Origin of the sequence: Streptomyces sp. So13.3 (genome assembly GCF_005860785.2) — a bacterium.
Classification (GTDB): domain Bacteria; phylum Actinomycetota; class Actinomycetes; order Streptomycetales; family Streptomycetaceae; genus Actinacidiphila; species Actinacidiphila fildesensis.
Genome location: NZ_CP048835.1, coordinates 2,780,858 through 2,803,433 on the forward strand (window position 1 = coordinate 2,780,858; position 22,576 = coordinate 2,803,433).

Below are 22,576 nucleotides of genomic sequence, written 5' to 3' on the forward strand. Positions count from 1 at the left end.
AGCGGGGTGCTCTCACTACCTCGGAACTGGACGTCGCTACACCATTCCGGTTGACCGGCGGTAAAGGCGAGTGAGACGACAGAGTACGCCAGGTGGAGGTCTGGTCATGTGGCCCACCTCACCTTGACGGAATGACCCGCTCCGGGGGCGGCGGCGGGACGGTGCGCCGGTTCCCTTGCGGGGCCTGGCCAGGACCGGGATCAGCGCAGCGTGATGACGGTGGCGGTGCCCAGCGACCCGGTGGTGCGGATGGTGCGGGTGGTGACGGAGTGGCCGTCGATGAGGTCGCGCAGCGCGGCGGCGCCGGGCTGCAGCCGGCCGTGCCGGAAGAGCACGAAACTGACCCTGGTGCCCGCCGGGAAGTCCGTTTCCGCCGCCTGGGCGTAGGTGATCGCGTCGCAGCCCGAGTACCAGCCCATTTCCGGTTCGTACCCGGTGACCAGCAGGCACGGACCGTCCGAGGCGAGTTGTTCCGCCACCGGAACCGTCGAGTCACGCTCCGCGTTCGGTGCGGGCATCGCCCCGCGGGCCACGGACATGGCGGTCGCCGGCACGGTGATGGCGGCGAGCAGCGCCACGGCCGTCAGGACGTGCGCGGACCAGCGGCCGGTCAGGTCGGCGATCGCCTGCACTCCGAGGATGGTGAGCAGCACCACCGACAGGTAGATGAAGCGCGGCTCCCCGTCGGTGGCCATCCCGAGCAGGACGACGACGAGCACGGCCGTCGACCCGAGGAACACCTTCCGGCGGGCCGTCCGGCCCTCGGTCCCGGTGCTCAGGCGCCGCCGGAACGCGGCGCCCGCCGCGTAGAGGCCGGCCGCCATCACCACCGCGCCGAGGTCGCCGGCCAGCCGGTACGGGAAGATCCCGAGGTAGTAGACGAATCCGTCGCCCACGTAGGCGCGGTTCGCGTGCGAGGTGGCGGAGAAGATCAGCCCCAGCGGCCAGCCGGCCACCTTCGTCGCGTAGACGAAGTGCGGCACCAGGCCGGCGAGGAAGACCGCCGCCGCCACGGCCAGCCGGCCGCGCTGCTCCAGCCAGGCGCGCGGCCCGTAGGCGGCGACGGCGGCGATCGCGATCGCGACGAGGTTCCCGGCGACGCCGTAGCGCAGGTAGAACGCGGCCAGCGCGACGGGCGGCACCCAGAGCAGGGCGCGCGAGGAAGGTTTCTCCTGCGCCCTCGTCAGCAGGTACACCACGATCAGCAACAGGCCGGTGGAGCCGATGTCGTTGAGGAACTCGGGGATCCGGCGCAGGAAGCCCAGCCCGCCCAGCATCAGCAGCGCCGCGACGGCCGCCCGCCGCGGGGTCGTCCAGCGGGCGGCGACGACGTACGTGACGGTGAGGGTGAAGAGCGCCAGGACGAGCGCCACCGCCCTGACCGCCCCGACGGTGTCACTCAGGCCCAGCGCGAGCCGGCCCAGCACCGGCAGTCCGATCGGCCGGTAGGTGCCCCAGCCCGCGTCCGGGGTGCCGTCCAGCCAGGACCGCGCCTTGTTCGCGTAGACCGCCTCCTCGTGCCCGAGGTACGGCTCCTGGTCCTGCAGCGCGGCCCAGACCACGGCGGCCGCCGCGAGCACCGCGGCGGGCAGCGCCCAGGACGGGACATGGCGCAGCCGGACCACGAGCCAGGACAGCACGTACGGCGGTTTGCGCCCGGCGGTCGCCCAGGGGCGGGCCAGCAGCCACGCGGGAGCGGCCACGAGCAGGAACGGAAGGGGCTGCCAGCCCGGCAGCGGGCCGCCGACGCCGACGGCCGGCAGGATCTGCTGGACGACCGCCGCTGCGGTGAACACGACAGCGACGACGAGTGCCGGCTGCCTCCCGGGGCGGACCACGGCGTGCTCCTCTGGTTCGTCCTGCGCTTCGATCCTGACGCTGCGTTACCTGCCGCGCCCGGCGGGCCCGAAGGCCCAGGTCACGCGGGTACCGCCGAGGCGGCCCCAAACGCTATCGCACGTTCCGGGACCCATGATCACCGCGGCGTCCCGCCATTCGGACGGGAAACGCAGTGCATCCCTGAGGGTAATAGCCGATAAAAAGGCGGTTGTGATGTGAGTATCGACACCCGAACATAAAATCCAGAGTTCCCGAATTTTCACTCAATCCGTGAGTGCCAAAGGAACGGGTGAGACGCACTCCACATCACATCGTCATTACAAAGACGCTCGTTCGGCCGATCACTGCTGTCACACGCTGTAACGTCGATTCGGTGCGTACCGATGAGAAGCTCCACCGACCGGCGGAGTACCCGACCACACGCGACCTACCGCGTATGAGCCGAACACGCCTCTGGCTGTTCGGCTCGACGCTTGCGGTCTACGTGGCCATCGTCGTGGGCGTCGTCACCTCCTCCAAGCTCGTGACGCTGGACTGGCAGGTGATGCTGTGGCGCCCCTACAAGCAGTGGCCCCAGATCCACGCGGCCCTGGACTACTTCGTGGTCCTGGGACAGCGCGGCCCGACGGCCGTGATGGTCGCGGCCTGGCTGGGCTGGCGGGCCTGGCGGCAGCGGAGCCTGCACCCGATGCTGGCCCTCGGCGCCTCCCTCCTGTTGCTGAACATCACCGTTGGCGCCGTGAAGTACGGGCTCGGAAGGCTCGGCCCGCACTACGCCACCGCCGTGGGATCCCCCGAACTCTTCGCCGGCGGCGATATATTCCCCTCGGGCCACACCGCGAACGCGGTCGTGACCTGGGGCGTTCTGGCATATCTGGCGACCACGCCACGGGTACGCCGGTGGGCTTCGGTCATCGCCGCGCTGCTGGCCCTCGGGGTCGGTATGACCACCATCTACCTCGGCACCCACTGGGTCAGTGACGTGCTGCTCGGCTGGGCCGCCGGCCTGCTGGTGCTGCTCGCGCTCCCCTGGTTCGAACCCGCGATGGCCTGGGCCGAGGACTTCCTGGTGGCCGCCTGGCACCGGCTCCGGCACGGTTCCGGACTCGCTCCCGTCCCGGCCCGCACGCTCGGGCAGCGCCCCGGCCTGGTGACCCAGCGGGCCTCCCAGACGGGCGGCCAGCCCGCGCTGGAGCCCGTCGGCGCCGCCACGGGTGGCCATGCGGCCACCATGCCGCACGCTCCGGGACGGCCGCCGGCCGCCCGCCACGAGCGCACCCCCGTCACCCCGACCGGCAGCCGCCGGCCGCCCGCGGAACGGCCCGTCCGCCCCATCCCGCTCGCCCACCAGCAGGTGCGCGGGCGCGGCGCCGCAGGCAGCTAGCGCCGCTTCCGACGACTCCAACGACCACGGGAGGCCGTGCGAACCGCTCCGGCGGTTCCCACGGCCTCCCGCCGTTTCCCGTCGGTCAGCCCTGCCAGCAGCGCGTCACTCTGCCGTCCGCGACACTGAAGTTCAGCCGTCCCGCGACGTACTCCATGGTGATGATCGCCCCCTCCGGAAGGGAACGGACCGTGGTCCAGCCATGCTCTCTCGCGCGCCGTTCCGCCTCGTCCTTCGGCAGCCCTGTGTAGGCCTTCGCGGGGTCGTCCGGGGTCCGGGGTCCAGGTGTCGGTATCGGTGCCATACCCCACCGTAAGCACGCGGCGTACATCCGGGAAGGCGCGTACGGGCAGTACCCGGCATTGATCGTCACGCTTCTGTCACAGAATCCGCTGAGGAGTTTGATCTCTCGCGGAAATGTTCGGAAAGCGGTTAATTCACCGTGGACACAGCATGCGCATGGCTCGCGCACATCATGTCCGCAATGCCTTCAACTCTTCGTCCGTCAACAGCCGGGAGCGGATAAGAAAGCGATTTCCCGTCGGTGCCTCCAGGGAAAAACCACTCCCCCGCCCGGGCACCACGTCAATCGTCAGATGCGTATGGCTCCAGTACGCGAACTGGTCCCGGGCCATCCACACCGGCACCGGTTCCATGCCCGCCACGCCCAGGTCCCCCAGGTGCACGTCCGAGTCCCCGGTCAGGAACTCGCCCGCCGGGTAGCACATCGGCGAACTGCCGTCACAGCACCCGCCGGACTGGTGGAACATCAGCGGACCGTGCTCGTCGGCCAGCCGCCGCAACAGTTCCGCCGCCATCCCGGTCACCTCGACCCGGTTTGCCACATCCATGCTTCACCGTCCCTGTCTCGAACCCGACCTGCGACCCCCGTGCGCCCCGCAGACCCCCGGACCGCATTCTGCGGACCGGGGGTCGTGAGCGGCTAGAAGAAGCCCAGTGCGTTGGGGCTGTAGCTGACCAGCAGGTTCTTGGTCTGCTGGTAGTGGTCGAGCATCATCTTGTGGTTCTCTCGGCCGATGCCGGAGTTCTTGTAGCCGCCGAAGGCCGCGTGGGCCGGGTAGGCGTGGTAGCAGTTGGTCCAGACGCGGCCGGCCTGGATGGCGCGGCCGGCGCGGAACGCGGTGTTCATGTCGCGGGTCCAGACGCCGGCGCCGAGTCCGTAGAGGGAGTCGTTGGCGATGGAGACGGCGTCGTCGAACTGGTCGAAGCGGGCGACGGAGACGACGGGGCCGAAGATCTCCTCCTGGAAGATCCGCATGCTGTTGTCGCCCTCGAAGATCGTCGGGGCCACGTAGTAGCCGCCGGAGAGGGCACCGCCGAGGTCGACGCGTTCGCCGCCGGTGAGGAGCTTGGCTCCCTCGGCGGTGCCGATGTCGATGTAGGAGAGGATCTTCTCGAGCTGGTCGTTGCTGGCCTGGGCGCCGATCATCGTGCCGGTGTCGAGGGGGTTGCCCTGCTGGATCGAGCGGGTGCGCTCCAGGGCGTCGCCGAGGAAGCTGTCGTAGATCGACGCCTGGATGAGGGCGCGGGACGGACAGGTGCAGACCTCGCCCTGGTTGAGGGCGAACATCGCGAAGCCTTCGAGGGCCTTGTCGTAGAACTCGTCGGGCGCTGCCGCGACGTCGGCGAAGAAGATGTTGGGGCTCTTGCCGCCGAGTTCGAGGGTGACCGGGACGATGTTCTGGCTCGCGTACTGCATGATCAGCCGGCCGGTGGTGGTCTCGCCGGTGAAGGCGACCTTCGCGACGCGGGGGCTGGAGGCGAGCGGCTTGCCGGCTTCGGTGCCGAAGCCGTTGACGACGTTGACGACGCCCGGCGGGATGAGGTCCTGGATCAGGTCCATCAGGTACATGATCGAGGCCGGGGTCTGCTCGGCCGGCTTGAGGACCACGCAGTTGCCGGCGGCGAGCGCCGGGGCGAGCTTCCAGACGGCCATCAGGATCGGGAAGTTCCAGGGGATGATCTGCGCGACCACTCCTAACGGCTCCTGGAAGTGGTAGGCGACGGTGTCCTCGTCGATCTGGGAGATCGACCCCTCCTGGCCGCGCAGCACGCCCGCGAAGTACCGGAAGTGGTCGATGGCCAGCGGCAGGTCGGCGGCCAGCGCCTCACGGACCGGCTTGCCGTTGTCCCAGACCTCGGCGACGGCCAGTTCGGTGAGGTGCTGCTCCATCCGGTCGGCGATCCGGTTGAGGACGGACGCCCGCTCGGCGGGGGCGGTGCGCCCCCAGGCGGGGGCCGCCGAGTGCGCCGCGTCGAGGGCGAGTTCGACGTCCGCCGCGGTGGAGCGGGCTATGTCGACGAACGCCTGGCCGGTGACGGGCGTCGGGTTCTCGAAATATCCCCCGGCGGCGGGGGCCGTCCATTCTCCGCCGATCCAGTTCTCGTAGCGGGAGGGGAAGGAGGCGGGGCTGCCAGAGTTTCCGGGGGGCTGATAGACCGTCATGAGCCTGCTCCTTTTGATGATGCCGAGAGCTGATGCGGCGCACGCTACTGCTAGTGAACCGGCTCGGCCAGATGGCTTGCGCACTCTCGCGTGATGGTCAGGTCGGCGAGCATGATGGGCTCATGGCGGTTTAACTGACGTGCGTCGTGGAACGGTTGGCGGCGATCGGACAGCGAAAGGAAGCCAATGACGGCACCTGCGAAGGAGGAGGCCGCTGCCGAACCGGCGCGTGCGCCGCAGCCGGGCAGCGTGGTGGTGGACTGGCTCACCACGACCGATCACAAGAAGATCGGCCATCTCTATCTGATCACGTCGTTCGGGTTCTTCCTGGCGGCCGGGCTGATGGCGCTGATGATGCGCGCCGAGCTGGCCCGTCCCGGACTGCAGTTCCTGTCGAACGAGCAGTTCAACCAGCTGTTCACGATGCACGGCACGATCATGCTGCTGCTCTTCGCGACTCCGGCCTTCGCCGGTTTCGCGAACGAGATCATGCCGTTGCAGATCGGCGCGCCCGATGTCGCGTTTCCGCGGCTGAACATGTTCTCGTACTGGCTGTATCTCTTCGGCGGGCTGATCGTCCTGGGCAGTTTCCTCGTCCCGGACGGGCCCGCGAGCTTCGGCTGGTTCGCTTACGCGCCGCTGAACAGCATGACCCGCTCCCCCGGAATCGGCGCCGATACGTGGATCATGGGACTGGCACTGTCCGGTTTCGGCACGATCCTCGGCGCGGTGAACTTCCTGACCACGATCATCGGAATGCGCGCGCCCGGCATGACGATGTTCCGGATGCCGATCTTCACCTGGAACGTGCTGTTCACGTCGATCCTGGTCCTGATGGCGTTCCCGGTGCTGGCCGCGGCGCTGCTGGTGCTGGAGTCGGACCGGCGGTTCGGCTCGATGGTGTTCGCGCCGCAGAACGGCGGGGCGCTGCTGTGGCAGCACCTGTTCTGGTTCTTCGGCCATCCGGAGGTCTACATCATCGCGCTGCCGTTCTTCGGGATCATCTCCGAGATCCTCCCGGTGTTCTCGCGCAAGCCGATCTTCGGATATCTGACGCTGGTCGGCGCGACCATGGCCATTACCGGTCTTTCGATGGTGGTGTGGGCCCACCATATGTTCGTGACCGGCGCCGTTCTGCTGCCGTTCTTCTCCTTCATGTCGTTCCTGATCGCTGTGCCGACCGGTGTGAAGTTCTTCAACTGGGTCGGCACGATGATCAACGGTTCACTGTCGTTCGAGACGCCGATGCTGTGGTCGATCGGATTCCTGGTGAGCTTCCTCTTCGGCGGGCTGACCGGAGTCATTCTCGCCTCCCCGCCGCTGGACTTCCATGTCAGCGATACCTACTTCGTCGTGGCGCACTTCCACTACGTGGTGTTCGGGACCGTGGTGTTCGCGATGTTCGCCGGTTTCTACTTCTGGTGGCCGAAGTTCACCGGGAAGATGCTGGACGAGCGGCTGGGGAAGATCCATTTCTGGACGCTGTTCTTCGGCTTCCACATCACGTTCCTGGTGCAGCACTGGCTGGGCGTCGAGGGAATGCCGCGCCGGTACGCCGACTATCTGGCGGCCGACGGATTCACCACGCTCAACACGATCTCGTCGATCGGTGCGTTCCTGCTCGGAATGTCGACGCTGCCGTTCCTCTACAACGTCTGGAAAACGGCGAAATACGGCGAGAAGGTGACGGTCGACGATCCCTGGGGATACGGCCGCTCCCTGGAGTGGGCCACCTCCTGCCCACCGCCCAGGCACAATTTCACGACGCTGCCGAGGATTCGCTCCGAATCCCCCGCCTTCGATCTGCACCACCCGGAGGTGCCGGCCGGGGCGCTGTCGGCGCTGGACGCCGACGAAGTGTCGCTGGACAAACGTCGCTGACCAAACGTCACTGAGCAGGCATCAATTACCAGGCGTCACTTGCCCAGCGTCCGCCGGGCCTTGCGCCCCGCCGCCATTGCCACGTCGCCGAGGGCGTACGCAGCGCCCAGCACCTGTCCGCCGGCCGACATCACGGCGGCGCGCCCGCGGCCACCGCGCCGGGCGCGGGCGTCGAGCAGCCGCTGGAAGAGGGTCTCGTGCAGCCGGGCGATCCGGTCCGGGTCGTACTGCTCGCCCTTGACCGACGCCGCGCGGCCCATCGTGACGCGCAGCTCGTCGTCGTTGATCAGCCGCAGCAGCGCGGCGGCCATCGCGTCGATGTCGCGCGGCGGTACGAGCAGGCCGTCCACGCCGTCGGAGATGATCTCCCGCGGGCCGAGCGGACAGTCGGTGCTGACGACGGGAAGGCCGGCGCGCATGCCCTCGACGATCGTCATGCCGAACGACTCCATGCTGGAGGAGACGGCCAGGATCGACGCCTTCGCCAGCTCCGGCTCCAACGGCGAGGCGGGGCCCATCAGGCGGACGGCGTCCTGCGCGTGCAGCTCGACGACGAGGGCGGCCAGCTTCTTCCGCTCGGCGCCCGCGCCGTACAACCGCAGGGTCCAGTCCGGCCGTTCGGCGGCGACCTTGGCGAAGGCCCGGATCAGGTCGTCGTAGCACTTCGCGGGTGCCAGCCGGCCGGCGGCGACCACGACCGGTTCGGTGCACGGCGAAGGGTCGTCGTCGGAGGCCGGGACGCTGTTCGGCACCGGGGTGACCCGGACTCCCGGAATCCGGCGGCGGTAGGCGGCGGCGTCGGCCGCCGTGGTGGTGACCACCGCGTCCAGCCGTGGGTACAGCCGGCGCAGCAGGAGCACGAGCTTGGTGGAGTGGGTGTCGAGGGTGAGGTGCTCCTGGGCGACGCGCACCATGGTGCGCGGGGCCTGCCGCGCGATGTGGACGTTGAGCCCGGGGCGGGTGCCGACGACGACGTCCGCGTCGAGCTGCGCCAGGTGGCGGGCGATGCGCTCGTCGGTGAGGGCGCTGTAGTGGTCATGGCGGCGGTCGGACGCCGGGAAGACCGTGGCGGGGACGGCGCGCCGCGGGTCGTCGAGGTCGGAGTCCTGGCTGTCCTGGCGCAGATCGACCAGGTGCCGCAGCCGGACGCGGGGGTCGTAGACGAACTGCGGCTCGTCCAGGTGCCGGAAGACGGAGACGATTTCCACATCGTGCCGCTCGGACAGCTTGCCGGCGAGGTTGCACGTCGTACGGATGGTGCCACCGATTCCGTACGCGTTGTGGATCAGGAATGAGATGCGCATGCGTTTCCGTGTCTCCCGGTTGCCCGGCGGATTCCCCGCCCGTTGCCGTCCGCGGACGACAGACGGACGTCAGACGGACGATAGCAAGATCTGGCCTTTGTCCCCTGCTGTGTCCAGGGGTCCCTGGCGCGTCCAGGCGTCACTTGCCGCGTCCAGGGCGACGGTGGCCCGACACAGCCTCAGGGGCTGTACGGCAGCTGGGGCACGGTGAGGCAGTTGCCGGCCGGGTCCCCGCCCTGGGTGACCCATCCGCCGTGGCCGTCCTGGGCCGCGTCCGACCAGCGGGCGACGGACAGACAGGTGCGGCGGGTGGCGGGCGGATCCGGCAGCGCGGCGAAGGTGACCGGTGCCAGCAGCCCCCGGGCGTCGTAGGGCTGCGCGCGGCCCATGAACCGCTCGACGCAGCCGCGGTCGGGGGCCGCCCCGCCGGCGGTGCAGCCGGTGAGGGCGTCGGTGAACCACATCGCGGCGGCCCAGCCCTCCAGCTGCCACTGCGAGAACTGCCCGGCGTCCTTGCCGTGCGCGCGCTGCCAGGCCGCCATGCCGTTACGGAACGCGTCGACGGCCGGTTGCCCGGTCTCGTCGTAGTTGCGGCTGCCCGAGGTCGCCCACAGCGCGTTCCGGCAGCCGGCCGCGCCCTGGTAGTCGGCGGGCACGGTCGTCGCCCAGTTCTGGACGTTGGTGACCTTGGCGGAGACCGTCACACCGGCCGCCTGCATCGCCCGGCACAGCTGGCCGTTGCCGTGGGTGTCCATGGCGTCGAAGAGGATGTCGACACCACGGGCCCGCAGATCGGCGGCGACGGCGCGGAAGTTGGGCAGGGCGAAGTCGACTTGTTCACTGATCGTCTTGTATCCCTCCGCCCGCAGCCCCTGGAGGAGCTGTTGCGCGTACCGCGCCGAGGCGGACTGGTTGTAGTGGACGACCGCGGCCGTCCTGGCCTGCTGCCGGTCCTTGAACCAGCGGTAGACCTCGGTGCCCGCGTACAGCGTGCCGCCCCAGCCGGGGGTGCCCCCGCGGGGGGCGTCGCTCCCGTAGATCCCGTACAGGTGCGGATAGGTGTCGTACGCCGTGCCGATGGGGATGCCGCCGATGTCGGGGACGCCCTTGCCGCTCACGTACGAGGCTCCGGCGTAGTCGAGGGCACTGGTCGCCACCAGGGCGAACACCTTGTCCTGGTCGACAAGTCGGCGTACGCATTCGTTGTTGCCCACCCCACTGCCGCCGTCGTCGCAGGTGACCGCCTCCACCCGGTGCCCGTTGACGCCGCCCTGGGCGTTCAGCGCGTCGATGTACGCGAGCGCGCCGTCCCGCGGTCCGCTGAACGCTCCCCCGCCGACCGGGCTCGTGGCGCTGGTGACGATCCCGACGCGGACCGGCGCCGGCGCGGACGTCGTCGCGGACGGCGGGTCGGCGAAGTCGCGCTCCGGCAGCCGGCTGCCACAGCCCGCCGCGACCAGGACCGTGGTGAAGGCCAGCACCGCCACGGCGGTTCGGGACGAGGCCGGCAGCCGCCGGCCCGGGTCCTTCGCCCCGCGGAACGAGACGGACACCGGACGGTCAGCAGCCCGGCACGGCGGTGCCACCGGCGTCCAGGGCGATCAGGGCGCAGAGGCTCTTGACCGACACCTTCCACACCTGGTTCTGCAGCACGGACGTGCCCAGGGTGTTCGGCAGTACGTCGGCGCCCTGCAGCGAGAGCGTGTACGTCACTTCGGCGGCCGTGGCCGAGGTGAGACGGACCTGGTTGACCTTCGCGCGGACCTGGCCGACCCGGGGGTCGCCCGAGAACGCGGCGAGCAGCGGCCCGAGGTGGTCGCCGTTCTCCAGCAGCTTCGCCTTGTCGCCGGCGCTCGTGCCCGGGGCGAAGAACTTCTCCCAGTTCTGCCGGATCTGCTGCTCGGCCGCTCCGCTGTCGGCCGGGGGCGAGGTGGCGGTGGCCGAGGAACCGCCGGAGGGCGTGTCGGAAGGAGTGCCGGAGGGCGTGCCGGTCGCGGAACCGGTCGCGGTCGCCGGTGATTTCGACGGCGTGTCCCCGCCGTCCCCTCCGCCCCCGCAACCGGTCAGCGCGACCAGCATCGCCGTGGTCAACGCCATCGCGACCAGCGTCGCGCGTGCGGAACGGACCATGTGTCCCACCATCCCCCGGCTCGGGCCGTGCGGTTCGGGGTATTGCCCCCACCGGCATATTGGCGCTAATCGGTGAACATGCCCATACGCCGTGTGAAGCGAGATGACGCCACACCCGCATTCGTCCCGTGGGGCGCATACGTCCACCGGGCCGGCTGGCTGCTTCTCGCGGCGGGCGCCGTACTGTGCGGACTCGGCTGGTACGGGATCGCAGGCGAGCGCTACGCGGAGCGTCAGATTCCGTATCTCGCCTCCTCGTCGATCCCCGGAGGGGCTCTCATCGTCGCGGGCGCCGTCCTGATCGCCCGGCCGCCGGACCCGGGATCCGCCGGCCAACAGGCGCCCACCGCCGATGTCCTGGTGGCGGAACCCTACGAGAAAGCGGAAGCCGCCGAGGGAACCGGACCCGTCGCCGTCTCCACCGCCCCGCCCGTCGCGGTCCCGGGCGGCACGCTGCTGCACCGCCCCGACTGCCCGCTGGTGCAGGGCAAACCGGAGGCGGCGCCGGCCGGGCCCGATGACATCCGGTCGCGGGCCCTGACGCCGTGCCCGGTGTGCGAGCCGGGCCGCTGACGTGGCGTCGCTGACGTACGACCTGACCCTCGCCGGGCTCTCGGTCGGCAGCGCCGCCGCGCTCACCGGCATCGGGCTGGTGGTCACCTATCGCGCGACGGGGGTGTTCAACCTCGCGCACGGCGCGATCGCGATGGTGACGGCGTACGTCCTGCGGGAGCTGGTGGTGGTCCACGGCTGGCCGCCGGCACCCGCGGCGGCCGTCAGCCTGCTGGTGGTCGCGCCGGGCATCGGACTCGCGCTGGACCGCGTCGTGTTCCGGCCGCTGGCGGCCCGCGAGGCGGGCCCGGCGGAGACGCTCGTCGCCACGCTGGGGGTGTTCGTCCTGCTGGTCGGCGCCGCGTATCTGGCGTGGGGAGGCGACGCGCGCGGCGACGCGCCCGTCATCGTGCCGGACGATCCCTGGGCGCAGCTCGCCGCGGTGGTCGCACTGGCGGGCGCGGTCGGCGCCGTCACCCGCTGGACGCGGTTCGGGACGCGGCTGCGGGCGGTCGTCGACGACCGGCGGCTCGCCGTGCTGGGCGGGATCGACGCGGACCGGGTCGCGGCGGCCGGCTGGGCGTTCGGTGCCTTCGCCGCGGGTCTGGGCGGGGTGCTGCTCGCGCCGTATCTGCGGCTCGATCCGTACGGGCTGTCGCTGCTGGTCATGGAGACGATGGCGGTCGCGGTCGCCGCCGGGATGCGCAGTCTGCCGGTGGCGGTCGGGGTCGCGGTGGCGGTCGGCGTGGGGCAGAGCCAGCTCACCCGGCTGCATCCGGGCGGCAGTTGGCAGGAGCCACTGCTGCAGGCCGTGGGCGCCAACCTGTTCGTCGTCGCCCTGCTGATAGCGGCGCTGCTGATGCCCGCGATCGGTGACGCGTCGCCGGATGCCGCGCCCGCGCCGCCGGTCACCGCCCGGTTCCGGGCTCCGCCCTGGGCCTGGGCGGTCTGCGGCCTCCTCTTCCTGCTGCCGCTCGGCCTGGCGGGCACCGATCTGACCACGTCCGTGCAGGTACCCGCGATGGGGCTGATCCTGCTCTCGCTGGTCGTCGTCACCGGCCTCGGCGGCCAGATCTCCCTCGGGCAGGCCGCCTACGCCGGGCTCGGCGCCCTGTTCACCGCGCTGCTCGCGGCCGGCCGCTTTCCCGCGGTGCCCGCGCTCCCCGAACTGCCCGCGCTCGCCCTCGCGGTGCTCCTCGTCGCTCCCCTCGGGCTGCTCACCGGTGCGCCGGCCGTCCGGCGGCGCGGTCTGGCGCTCGCGCTCGCGACGTTCGCGGTGGGGGTCGCGGTGAGCCGGTTCGTCTTCGCGCAGCCGTACGCCACCTCGGGACTGGATCTGCGGCGCCCCGCCGGGTTCACCGCCGACCGGGCGTACTACGTCCTCGAACTCGTGCTGCTGGCCGCCTCGCTGGTCTCTGTGCACCTGCTGCGCCGGGGCAGGACGGGACGCGCCCTGGCCGCGATCCGCGACCACGAGGCGGGCGCCGCGGCGGCCGGGGTGCCCGTGCCCGCTCTGAAGCTGTTCACGTTCGTGGCGGGTGCGGGGTTCGCGGCGCTGGGCGGCGGACTGCTCGGGATGGGCGTCCGGAGCTTCGACGTCGCGTCCTTCGACCCGCTGCGCGGGCTGTTGTGGTTCGCCGCCGTGGTCGTCCTCGGCGCGGACAGCCCGCTCGGCGCGATGGCCGCGGCGGCCCTCCTCGTCGGTCTCGACGCCGGGACGAAGGAGGGCGTCGCCGCCGCGGTCGTCGGCGTCCTCGCCGTGCTGCTCGGCCGCACCCCCGGCGGCCTTCCCGCCGCCCTGCGGCTCCGGTACCCGGCCTTCGCGGCGGCTGTCCTGCCGGCTCGCGACCGCCGCCCGGTCCTGGTGCGCCGCCCGAAGGCGCGTGGGGCCGTGGCAGCCGGCGAAGCACGGCTGACCGCGCGACGGATATCGCTCGGCTACGACGGCATCACGGCTGTCGACGGCGTGGACCTCACCGTGTCACCGGGCAGGGTGACGGCGCTGACCGGGCCCAACGGGGCCGGCAAGAGCACGCTGTTCGACTGTCTGTGCGGAACGGCCCGGCCGCGACGCGGCCGGGTGCTGCTGGACGGCCGGGACATCACCCGGCTGCCGCCGCACCGCCGGGCCCGGCTCGGGCTGGCACGCACGTTCCAGCAACTGGCGGTCTTCCCCGGGCTGACGGTCGGCGAGAACATCAGGATCGGCGCGGAACAGGGCGCGGTACGCGACCCGGAGGCGGTCGAACGGATCCTGCGGCTGCTCGCGCTGGGCCCCGTACGCGACGTTCCCGCCGCGGGCCTGCCGACCGGCACGCTGCGCCGGGTGGAGCTGGGACGGGCGCTGGCGGGCGCGCCCCGGGTGCTGCTGCTCGACGAGCCCGCCGCCGGGCTCGACAGCGCCGAGATCGGAGCGCTGCGCGACGTGCTGCGCGCACTGGCCGCCGACGGCATGGCGCTGCTGCTCGTGGAGCACGACCTCGAACTCGTCGGGGCGCTCGCCGACATCGTGTACGTCATGACCGACGGCCGGATCACCGCGACGGGCCCGCCCGGCACCGTGCTCACCACCCCACCACCGTCGGAGACGGTGCCGGAGCCAAGGGGCTCCCGATGAGCGTGGAGATCGCGCTGTACGGGGCGAGGGTGCGCTACGGCCCGCTGGAGGCGCTGCACGGGGTCGATCTGGTGGTGCCGCGCGGCAGCGTCACCGTGCTGCTCGGGCGCAACGGAGCGGGCCGTACCACCGCGCTGCACGCCCTCGCCGGCTCGGTGCCGCTGAGCGCGGGCCGGGTGCTGTGGCGGGGCGCCGACGTGACCCGGCTGCCCGCGCACCGGCGGGCCCGGCTCGGGCTGGCGTTCGTACCGGACCGGCGGCCGGTCTTCGGCTCGCTGACCGTGGCCGAGAACCTGGCGCTGTTCACGGACCAAGGGCAGGACCACGGCCAGGAGCCCGCACTCGACGCGCTCGAGGCGCTGGCCACGTCCGAGGTGTTCGCGGTGTTTCCCGCGCTGCGCCCGCTGCTCGGCCGCCGGGCGGGGACGCTCTCCGGCGGCGAGCAGCGGATGCTGGCGGTGTCGCGGGCACTGCTGACGCGGGCCCGGCTCGTCCTGCTGGACGAGCCGGGCCTCGGACTGTCACCCCGGGCCGCGGCGCACGCCTACGGGGCGCTGGCGGGCCTCACGGCGGGCGGTGGGCGCACCGTCGTCGTGGCGGAGCAGCGGCTGCCCGCCGCGCTGCGCCCGGCGACCACCGTGGTCCATGAACTGCGGCGCGGGGAGGTGGTGTTCACAGGCGAGCCCGCGGAGCGTCCGGAATGAGCAGCGTCGTGCCGACGTCGAGCCGGTCCGGGTCGGCGCCGATCACCTTCTGGTTGACCCGGTACAGCTCCTGCCAGCCGCCGCGCACCGCGAACTTCGTGGCGATCGACTGCAGGGTGTCTCCCGCCACGACGGTGTGCACGCGGCCCGTGAGGTTCTGTTCCTTGGCGCAGACGGGCCAGGCGTCCCAGCCCTGGACGCGCTGTACCTCCTGCGCGACGGCGATCTGCTGCGCCGGGGTGGCCAGATCGGCCCGCGGCGCGTACTTCAGACCGCCGAACTCCTCCCAGGTCGGCTGCCAGAACTGCAGGCCGCCGTAGTAGCCGTTGCCGGAGTTGATGTGCCAGTCGCCGCTGCTCTCGCACATCGCGAGGCCCTCCCACACCGTGGGGCGGGGGACCACCGGGGTGCCCGCCGGGGTGCCCGCGTGGGCGGCGGTCCCGGTGGTGGTGGGCGTGTCCCCGTGCGCGGGTGGGGTGTCGGCGCGGGCGGGTGCGGCCGAGAGCGGGAGCAGGGCGGCCAGGACGGTGGCGGCGGTTGCCGCGAGGACCATGGCCCGGCGCCCGACCAGTACGTTCATGCGATGAAATGAGGACAGGTCGTTCATAGCGGGTCACGCTAAGCACGCCCTGTCCGCTCCCGGCGCCCGGCGCGCGCGGCGCGCCGGGCGTCCCACCCGGTCGGAGCAGCCGTCCTGAACCGATGTCAGGCCGAATGCCACGCCGAGGAAGCCGTCACCAGGCGGGCCACCAGGCCGGCGCGCGGACCGCCAGCGGGGCTCCGGCCGCCCGGGACGTGACCGCGATCGCCGCGCGCTCCTGGCTGCGGCTCGGGTGTTCGGCGGCCTGCGGCGGCTGCGCCTTCGGCCGTACCGTCTTCGTCTTCGGGGGTGTCGCCTTGGGAGTGCCGGCGGACGGCGCGTCGCCGTACGCTCCGGCGCGGCGGGCGCAGACCGGCCACGCTCCCCAGCCGCTCGACCGCTGCACCTTGGTCGCTATCGCGATCTGCTGCTCGCGGGAGGCCTTGTCGGCGGTCGGGGCGTACTGCGTGCCGCCGTTCGACCGCCAGGTGCCGGCGGCGAACTGCAGTCCGCCGTAGTAGCCGTTGCCGTTGTTGATGTGCCAGTTGCCGCCGCTCTCGCACTTGGCGATGCGGTCCCACACTCCGCTGTCGGCCGCCGCGGCCTGTCCTCCGGCGGCCAGGACGGCCAGCGGGCTCAGTGCCGCCATGCCGGTGAGCACAGCGATGACTCGGTACTTGGCCAAGACCATGGATTCCCTCTCCACGGACCCGGGGTTCCCCCTACGTGCCTCGAGAACGCGCACCGGCGCGTCTGACGCCGGTGCCCGTCCGAACCCGGGCGGTGCTCTTTGCACACGAGCCGAGAACCTAGACACCCCAGGTGCACCGAATCAACCAAATCCGGTTCGTTGCAGGCCACTTGACGGTTACCCGAAGTAAGGACGTATTTTCGCCGTCCAATTGACGCGTCCTTGTCACCCTAAATCGTGATGGGTGCCGCACCGGCTGTGACCCACTTCACCGCGGCAGGAACTTCCCTCCGGACGGAATCTCGACAGGGAGTGAGATCCTCCGGGTCGCCGGTCACCCTGCGCACCCGGCGGCGGGAACGGATGTGCCGCAAAGCGTGACCCTCACCACAGGTCGTCCGTTGTCACTGTGCGCGGGGGAACGCCCTGCGCAGCAAACCGCAGCCGCACAGTCAAGGAGGCCTCCGTGCCGCCCATGCTCGACGTCAGCGCCGAGGTACGCGCCGAGATCGGCGAGGAGGAGGCCACGCGTCTGCTCGCCGGGGAGAACGCCCCGGGGACGTACGACTGCACCTCCTGCCGCACCCCCGGCGACACCGGCCAGGAGCGCACCAGCACCGTCCTGTTCGTCAGCGACGAGACCGCGGTGCTCGCCTTCGCCCACGCGACCTGCATCCCCTCGCAGGTGGTGCCGGTCTCGGAGGAGCAGCTCCAGGGCGCGGTGCGCAGCATCACCGCGGACGACGCGGCCGGCGGCACGGCGTCCGCCCTGGTGGACGGCGCCCGGGAGGCCGGGGCCGCGGCCGCGCCGCGCCAGGCGGTGCTGGGCATCACCTGCGGGCTCGTCCTGGTCGAGGGAACGCTCCGGCCGGCCCTGGTGGTCGAACCGACCGGCGCCATCAGCCGCCCGGGCTCCACCGCCGACGGGGACGACTTCCTCCCCCTCATGATCGAGCAGGGCTTCATGCCCCAGCTCGACCTGGCGGTACCGCCGCCCGCCCTGAGCGGCTGGTCGGTGCTGCTGGCCATGGGCCAGTTGCACGCGGTCCTGCAGCCGAGTGCCGGCGGCCCCGCCGTCTCCTGGTGGCAGGCCCACCAGCCGCTGCAGGTGAGCGATGGCTGGCGCAGCGCGGTGAACCGCACCAACGAGGTGTACGTCTACGCCGCCCCGGCCGACTCGATCGGCCGTCAGCCGCGCGAGGACCTGATGCGTGACGCGCTGGAGCGCGCGGCCGCCCGCGGGCTGCTGGTCGGTGCGACGATGCCGCTCTCGGGCACCTGAGCGGCCCGTGCGGCCCGGGGCCCCGCCTCGCACCACCGAACGGCGCAGCGCACCGCTGAACGAAGGGGCGCGTACGGAAACCCGTACGCGCCCCCTCTCGTGCGACCGAAGATCCGCATTTACCCCGTGCTGCCCGCATCTTGGACGGTAAGCAGTCGTTGGCACATTCGTGCACACCTTTGACGCCTTCTCCCGAGTCCCCTACCAGAGCCAGATTCCGTCGATGCGCAGCGCGCAGGATCCCTCCGGGGTCGGCTCGGGCACGCCGATCTACGACGCTCTCTACTCGGAGTACCGCAGGCTGTTCCGAGCCCTGCCGGGTGACCGCTCCGGCGAGGAGGCCATGCAGTTCAACGCGTTCTCGGCGTGGCACGAGCAGCCGTACGACGCCGCGCCGGGCCGGCACCGCGGCAACCGCCCGGCCGCGGCGCTGCCGCCGGGCCGCACCGACAACCGGATGTACGGGCTCTAGACGAGCTCCGGACGGGTCACACACGGCCGGTCGTGGGGAGCGGGCCGCACGGGCCCGCGCCCCACCGGCCACGACTACTTGTTGCGGCCGCGCTTCTCGCGGACCCGCACCGAGACCTGGATCGGCGTGCCGACGAAGCCGAACTCCTCACGCAGCCGGCGCTCGACGAAACGACGGTAGCCCGCCTCGAGGAAGCCCGAGGCGAAGAGCACGAACCGCGGCGGCCGGGTGCCGGCCTGCGTGCCGAACAGGATGCGGGGCTGCTTGCCACCGCGGATCGGGTGCGGGTGGCCGGCGACCAGCTCGCCGAGGAAGGCATTGAGGCGGCCGGTCGGGATACGCGTCTCCCAGCCCGCGATGGCGGCCTCGATCGCCGGGACGAGCTTCTCCATGTGACGGCCGGTGAGCGCCGAGACGTTCACCCGCGGCGCCCACTGGACCTGGACGAGATCCTGCTCGATCTCGCGCTCCAGGTAATAGCGGCGCTCCTCGTCGATCTGGTCCCACTTGTTGTAGGCGATGACGACGGCGCGCCCGGCCTCGACGGCCATGGTGATGATGCGGGTGTCCTGGACGCTGATCGACTCGGTCGTGTCGATCAGGACCACCGCGACCTCCGCCTTGGTCAGCGCGGCAGCGGTCCGCAGCGACGCGTAGTAGTCCGCGCCTTCCTGCAGGTGCACGCGGCGGCGGATACCGGCGGTGTCGATGAACTTCCAGGTGATGCCGCCGAGCTCGATCAGCTCGTCGACCGGGTCGCGGGTGGTGCCGGCGACCTTGTCGACGACCACGCGGTGCTCACCGGCGACGCGGTTGAGCAGGCTCGACTTGCCGACGTTCGGGCGGCCGATCAGGGCGATGCGGCGCGGGCCGCCGATCCCAGCACCGAAGGTCATCGCGGGCGCCTCGGGCAGCGCCTCCATGATCGCGTCGAGCAGGTCGCCGGTGCCACGGCCGTGCAGCGACGAGACGGCGTGCGGCTCGCCCAGGCCCAGGTTCCACAGTGCGGCGGCGTCCGCCTCGCCGGACTGGCCGTCCACCTTGTTGGCGGCGAGCACGACGGGCTTGCCGGACTTGCGCAGCAGCCGGACGACGGCCTCGTCGGTGTCGGTGGCGCCGACCGTGGAGTCCACGACGAAGACGACCGCGTCGGCCGCCTGGATCGCGAATTCGGCCTGGGCGGCGACGGAGGCGTCGATGCCGAGGACGTCCTGCTCCCAGCCGCCGGTGTCGACGATGGTGAAGCGGCGGCCGTTCCAGTTCGCCTCGTAGTTGACCCGGTCGCGGGTGACGCCCGGCTTGTCCTCGACGACCGCCTCACGGCGGCCGATGATGCGGTTGACCAGCGTCGACTTGCCGACGTTCGGGCGGCCGACGACGGCGAGGACCGGGAGCGGGCCGTGGCCCGCCGCCGCCAGGTCGCCTGCGACCTCTTCGAGGTCGAAGCCCTCCTCGGCCGCGAGTTCCATGAACTCCGCGTACTCGTCGTCGCCGAGCGCGCCGACGTCGCCGTGTTCGTTCTGGTTGTCCATGAAAGCTTCTCCGTCGATCAACAGTGGTGGCTGCGGTACCTGATGTGGTTCAGCGGCCGGTGGCTTGCTTGGCGTGGGCCAGGTGCGCGGTGAGGCGCTCCTGGATGCGCAACGTGGCGTTGTCCATCGCCGAACGGGTACGTCGGCCGCTGGGGTCGCCCGCCTCGAACGGGTCGCCGAAAACGATGTCGATACGGCTGCGCAGTGGTGGCAGCCCCGATATCACCCGTCCCTGGCGGGCGCTGCCCAGGACGGCGACGGGTACGACGGGCGCGCCGGAGCGCACCGCGAAGTACGCCAGGCCGGAGCGGAGTTCCGAGAAGTCACCGACCCCGCGGGTGCCCTCCGGGAAGATCCCGAGCACTCCGCCGCGCGCCAGCACGCCGAGCGCGGCCGTGATGGCGGTGCGGTCGGCGCTGTAGCGGTCGACGGCGAGCTGCCCGATACCGCGCAGGAACGGGTCCAGCGGGCCGACGAACGCTTCCTTCTTGACCAGGAAGTGCACGGGTCGCGGGGAGGTGCCGATGATCATCGGCCCGTCCACGTTGTGCGCGTGGTTGCCCGCCAGAATGACCGGCCCGTGGGCCGGCACCCGCCAGGCGCCGAGGACGCGGGGCCGCCACAGGCCGTTCATCAGGCCAATGCCGATGCGGCGGCCGACCGCCGCTCCGCGCGGGCCGGGCGCCGTCAGGGTCTGGGACGTCACCGAGCCGCTCGCTTCTCCTCGATCAGGGTGACGATGCACTCGATGACCTGGTCGAGGGAGAGGTCCGTGGTGTCGACCTCTATGGCGTCGTCCGCCTTGGCCAGCGGCGAGGTCTTCCGGCCGGAATCGGCCGCGTCCCGCTTGACCAGGGCGTCCTGGGTGGCCTGCACGCTCTGCGCGCCCTTGAGCTCACCGCTGCGCCGGGACGCGCGGGCCTCGGCGGAGGCGGTCAGGAAGATCTTGAGAGTGGCGTCGGGCAGCACCGTGGTGCCGATGTCCCGGCCCTCCACGACGATGCCGTCCGGCGCGGCGGCGGCGGCCGCGCGCTGCAGGCCGACCAGCCGGGTGCGCACCTCGGGCACCGCGCTGACGGCGCTGACCGCGGCGGTGACCTCCTGGGTGCGGATCGGCCCGGAGGCGTCCTCGCCGTCCACGGTGATGGTCGGGCCGACGGGCTCGGTGCCGGAGACGATGACGGGCTTGGCGGAGGCGTTGGCCACGGCCTCGGTGTCACTCACGTCCACGCCGTTGCTCAGCATCCACCAGGTGATCGCCCGGTACTGGGCGCCGGTGTCGAGGTAGCTGAGGCCGAGCTTGGCCGCGACGGCCTTGGACGTGCTGGACTTACCCGTGCCCGAGGGGCCGTCGATGGCGACGATCACCGGAGATTCCACAGCGCGAGGGCCTTCCTTGGGCACGGTTACGGGGTGAGGTGGGCCCGGCTGACGCCGGAGGCCATCCCATAAGGTTACCGGCCGGGTGCCAGCACACGTACCACAGCCGTTGTCCCCGGCCGCCGGAACCCGTCACATCGGGCCGCCGGGGCGGCCGCGGGGCCATCGGGAGCCGTCGCGGGACCCCGCGCCCCAGGTCCGCCGCGGGACGCTCAGGACCGGATGGACCAGCCCCGGTCGCGCAGCGCGCTCGTCAGGCCCGGCGCCGCCGCCGGCTCCACCATGAGCTGCACCCGGCCGGCCTGCTGGCCCGTCGAGTGCTCGATGCGGACGTCCTCGATGTTCACACCGGCCGCGCCCGCGTCGGCGAAGATCCGCGCCAGCTCGCCCGGCTGGTCGCCGATGAGCACCGCGACGACCTCGTAGGCCTTGGGGGCCGTGCCGTGCTTGCCGGGGACCCGGTCCCGGCCGGCGTTGCCGCGCAGCAGGATGTCCTCGATCCCGGCGGCGCCGGTGCGGCGCTTGTCCTCGTCGGCGGACTGCAGCCCGCGCAGCGCCTCGACGGCGCCGGTCAGGTCGGTGGCGACCTCGGCGAGCACATCGGCCACCGGGCCGGGGTTGGCGGCCAGGATGTCCATCCACATGCCGGGTTCCGATCCGGCGATACGGGTGACGTCGCGGATGCCCTGCCCGCACAGCCGCACCGCGGTGTCCTCGGCGTGCTGCAGCCGGGCCGCGACCATGCTGGAGACCAGCTGCGGGGTGTGCGAGACGAGCGCGACGGCCCGGTCGTGCTCGTCGGCGTCCATCACCACCGGTACGGCGCGGCACAGGGCGACCAGTTCCAGGGCGAGGTTGAGCACCTCGGTCCCGGTCTCCCGGGTGGGGGTCAGCACCCACGGGCGGCCCTCGAAGAGGTCGGCGGTGCCGGCCAGCGGGCCGGAGCGCTCGCGGCCCGCCATCGGGTGCGTACCGATGTAGCGGGACAGGTCGCAGCCCAGCGCCTGCAGATCGCGGCGCGGACCCGCCTTGACGCTGGCCACGTCGAGGTAGCCGCGGGCCAGGCCGCGGCGCTGCGCGTCGGCGAGGGTGGCCGCCACGTGGGCCGGCGGTACGGCGACGACGACGAGGTCGACCTGACCCTCGGGGGGCAGCGCGCTGCCCGCGCCGAGGGCGGCGGCGGTGCGCGCGACGGACGGGTCGTGGTCCTCCAGGTACACCTCGACGCCGCGCGAGACGAGGGCGAGCGCGGCGGAGGTGCCCATCAGGCCGGTTCCGATGACCAGGGCGGTCCTCACTGAGCGATGTCCTTGCGGAGCGCGGCGGCGGCGCCGAGGTAGACATGCCCGATCTCGCTCCTGGGCAGCTCGCTCTCGACGTGCGCGAGGATGCGGACCACGCGCGGCATGGCGCCCTCGATGTCCAGTTCCTGGGCGCAGACCAGCGGTACGTCCACGATGCCGAGCCGGCGCGCGGCCACCGCCGGGAAGTCGCTGTGCAGATCAGGGGTGGCGGTGAAGATCACGCTGATCAGGTCGTCCACCGCGAGCCGGTTGCGCTCCAGGAGGGCGGTGAGCAGCTCGGACACCTGTCCGTGCATGTGTTCCGCCTCGTCCCGCTCCAGCTGGACGGCTCCGCGGACCGCTCGTACCGCCACGTCACTGCTCCCTCATGCCCTCGGATCCGAACCCGGCAAGCGTAACCAAGTGATCAGGCACACGGTCGCGGCGACCGCCCAGCGAGACGGGCGGCCGCCGCACG

General features: G+C 71.7%; 21 protein-coding genes. 7 read left to right on the plus strand and 14 right to left on the minus strand.

Features of this window, described 5'->3' with window-relative positions; all coding sequences use genetic code 11:
- Nucleotides 1-200: 200 nt before the first annotated feature.
- A complete protein-coding gene (locus tag C8250_RS12640) occupies nucleotides 201-1,838 on the minus strand; it encodes a glycosyltransferase family 39 protein (protein ID WP_244809112.1) in 1,638 nt (545 codons plus the stop codon).
- Between the two features lie 437 nt (nucleotides 1,839-2,275).
- Here C8250_RS12640 and C8250_RS12645 point away from each other — a divergent pair, with 437 nt between their 5' ends.
- Nucleotides 2,276-3,223, plus strand: coding sequence for a phosphatase PAP2 family protein (locus C8250_RS12645; protein WP_138353335.1), 948 nt, complete (start codon nucleotides 2,276-2,278; stop codon nucleotides 3,221-3,223).
- An 85-nt stretch (nucleotides 3,224-3,308) separates the two neighbouring features.
- Here the strand turns inward: C8250_RS12645 and C8250_RS12650 are convergent, their stop codons facing one another.
- From C8250_RS12650 to C8250_RS12660, 3 genes are all read right to left on the minus strand, one after another.
- A complete protein-coding gene (locus C8250_RS12650; protein ID WP_138353336.1) occupies nucleotides 3,309-3,527 on the minus strand; it encodes a proteinase inhibitor I78 in 219 nt (72 codons plus the stop codon).
- Nucleotides 3,528-3,696: 169 nt separating this feature from the next.
- Nucleotides 3,697-4,074 carry a DUF779 domain-containing protein gene (locus C8250_RS12655; RefSeq protein WP_138353337.1) on the minus strand — a complete coding sequence of 126 codons (378 nt, stop codon included), beginning with the start codon at nucleotides 4,072-4,074 and terminating at the stop codon, nucleotides 3,697-3,699.
- Between the two features lie 92 nt (nucleotides 4,075-4,166).
- Nucleotides 4,167-5,690 (minus strand): aldehyde dehydrogenase family protein, encoded by a 1,524-nt coding sequence (locus C8250_RS12660; protein WP_138353338.1) that lies wholly within the window; start codon nucleotides 5,688-5,690, stop codon nucleotides 4,167-4,169.
- Nucleotides 5,691-5,876: 186 nt separating this feature from the next.
- Here C8250_RS12660 and ctaD point away from each other — a divergent pair, with 186 nt between their 5' ends.
- Nucleotides 5,877-7,571 carry a cytochrome c oxidase subunit I gene (gene ctaD, locus C8250_RS12665; RefSeq protein ID WP_138353339.1) on the plus strand — a complete coding sequence of 565 codons (1,695 nt, stop codon included), beginning with the start codon at nucleotides 5,877-5,879 and terminating at the stop codon, nucleotides 7,569-7,571.
- Between the two features lie 35 nt (nucleotides 7,572-7,606).
- Here the strand turns inward: ctaD and C8250_RS12670 are convergent, their stop codons facing one another.
- From C8250_RS12670 to C8250_RS12680, 3 genes are all read right to left on the minus strand, one after another.
- Nucleotides 7,607-8,875: a glycosyltransferase gene (locus C8250_RS12670; RefSeq protein ID WP_138353340.1), complete on the minus strand. Its 1,269-nt coding sequence runs from the start codon at nucleotides 8,873-8,875 to the stop codon at nucleotides 7,607-7,609.
- Nucleotides 8,876-9,054: 179 nt separating this feature from the next.
- Complete coding sequence (locus C8250_RS12675; protein WP_138353377.1) at nucleotides 9,055-10,386, minus strand: ABC transporter substrate-binding protein; 1,332 nt, start codon at nucleotides 10,384-10,386, stop codon at nucleotides 9,055-9,057.
- Nucleotides 10,387-10,435: 49 nt separating this feature from the next.
- Nucleotides 10,436-11,005: a hypothetical protein gene (locus C8250_RS12680; RefSeq protein WP_232485613.1), complete on the minus strand. Its 570-nt coding sequence runs from the start codon at nucleotides 11,003-11,005 to the stop codon at nucleotides 10,436-10,438.
- Between the two features lie 93 nt (nucleotides 11,006-11,098).
- On the opposite strand from C8250_RS12680, the gene C8250_RS12685 reads away from it, so the two are divergent.
- The 3 genes from C8250_RS12685 to C8250_RS12695 are packed head-to-tail and all read left to right on the plus strand — an operon-like array spanning nucleotide 11,099 to nucleotide 14,878.
- Nucleotides 11,099-11,578 carry a hypothetical protein gene (locus tag C8250_RS12685; RefSeq protein ID WP_138353342.1) on the plus strand — a complete coding sequence of 160 codons (480 nt, stop codon included), beginning with the start codon at nucleotides 11,099-11,101 and terminating at the stop codon, nucleotides 11,576-11,578.
- Nucleotide 11,579: 1 nt separating this feature from the next.
- Entirely contained in the window at nucleotides 11,580-14,174 is a 2,595-nt protein-coding gene (locus tag C8250_RS12690; protein ID WP_138353343.1) for a branched-chain amino acid ABC transporter permease/ATP-binding protein, read from the plus strand.
- On the plus strand, nucleotides 14,171-14,878 hold the full coding sequence (locus tag C8250_RS12695; protein WP_138353344.1) for an ATP-binding cassette domain-containing protein: 708 nt from the start codon (nucleotides 14,171-14,173) through the stop codon (nucleotides 14,876-14,878). Before C8250_RS12690 ends, C8250_RS12695 begins: the two co-directional genes overlap by 4 nt.
- On the opposite strand, the gene C8250_RS12700 is transcribed toward C8250_RS12695, so the two are convergent.
- Together C8250_RS12700 and C8250_RS12705 are read right to left on the minus strand one after the other, a co-directional pair.
- Nucleotides 14,847-15,458: a transglycosylase family protein gene (locus C8250_RS12700; protein WP_244809114.1), complete on the minus strand. Its 612-nt coding sequence runs from the start codon at nucleotides 15,456-15,458 to the stop codon at nucleotides 14,847-14,849. The genes C8250_RS12695 and C8250_RS12700 overlap by 32 nt on opposite strands.
- A gap of 154 nt (nucleotides 15,459-15,612) precedes the next feature.
- Nucleotides 15,613-16,149 carry a transglycosylase family protein gene (locus tag C8250_RS12705; RefSeq protein ID WP_138353346.1) on the minus strand — a complete coding sequence of 179 codons (537 nt, stop codon included), beginning with the start codon at nucleotides 16,147-16,149 and terminating at the stop codon, nucleotides 15,613-15,615.
- Nucleotides 16,150-16,615: 466 nt separating this feature from the next.
- Between C8250_RS12705 and C8250_RS12710 the strand changes: the two genes are divergently transcribed.
- On the plus strand, nucleotides 16,616-17,431 hold the full coding sequence (locus tag C8250_RS12710; protein WP_138353347.1) for a hypothetical protein: 816 nt from the start codon (nucleotides 16,616-16,618) through the stop codon (nucleotides 17,429-17,431).
- A 223-nt stretch (nucleotides 17,432-17,654) separates the two neighbouring features.
- The gene (locus tag C8250_RS12715) at nucleotides 17,655-17,903 is read left to right on the plus strand and encodes a hypothetical protein (RefSeq protein WP_138353378.1); all 249 of its coding nucleotides are present in this window, start codon (nucleotides 17,655-17,657) and stop codon (nucleotides 17,901-17,903) included.
- A gap of 74 nt (nucleotides 17,904-17,977) precedes the next feature.
- Here C8250_RS12715 and der read toward each other — a convergent pair whose 3' ends face one another.
- From der to aroH, 5 genes are all read right to left on the minus strand, one after another.
- Nucleotides 17,978-19,435 carry a ribosome biogenesis GTPase Der gene (gene der, locus C8250_RS12720; protein ID WP_138353348.1) on the minus strand — a complete coding sequence of 486 codons (1,458 nt, stop codon included), beginning with the start codon at nucleotides 19,433-19,435 and terminating at the stop codon, nucleotides 17,978-17,980.
- 49 nt (nucleotides 19,436-19,484) lie between these two features.
- Nucleotides 19,485-20,069, minus strand: coding sequence for a lysophospholipid acyltransferase family protein (locus tag C8250_RS12725; RefSeq protein WP_138353379.1), 585 nt, complete (start codon nucleotides 20,067-20,069; stop codon nucleotides 19,485-19,487).
- 68 nt (nucleotides 20,070-20,137) lie between these two features.
- Nucleotides 20,138-20,815: a (d)CMP kinase gene (gene cmk, locus C8250_RS12730; protein WP_187144819.1), complete on the minus strand. Its 678-nt coding sequence runs from the start codon at nucleotides 20,813-20,815 to the stop codon at nucleotides 20,138-20,140.
- A 212-nt stretch (nucleotides 20,816-21,027) separates the two neighbouring features.
- Nucleotides 21,028-22,113, minus strand: a complete 1,086-nt coding sequence (locus C8250_RS12735; protein ID WP_138353350.1) for a prephenate dehydrogenase — start codon at nucleotides 22,111-22,113, stop codon at nucleotides 21,028-21,030.
- Nucleotides 22,110-22,472, minus strand: coding sequence for a chorismate mutase (gene aroH / locus C8250_RS12740; RefSeq protein ID WP_138353351.1), 363 nt, complete (start codon nucleotides 22,470-22,472; stop codon nucleotides 22,110-22,112). Before aroH ends, C8250_RS12735 begins: the two co-directional genes overlap by 4 nt.
- Nucleotides 22,473-22,576: the final 104 nt, after the last annotated feature.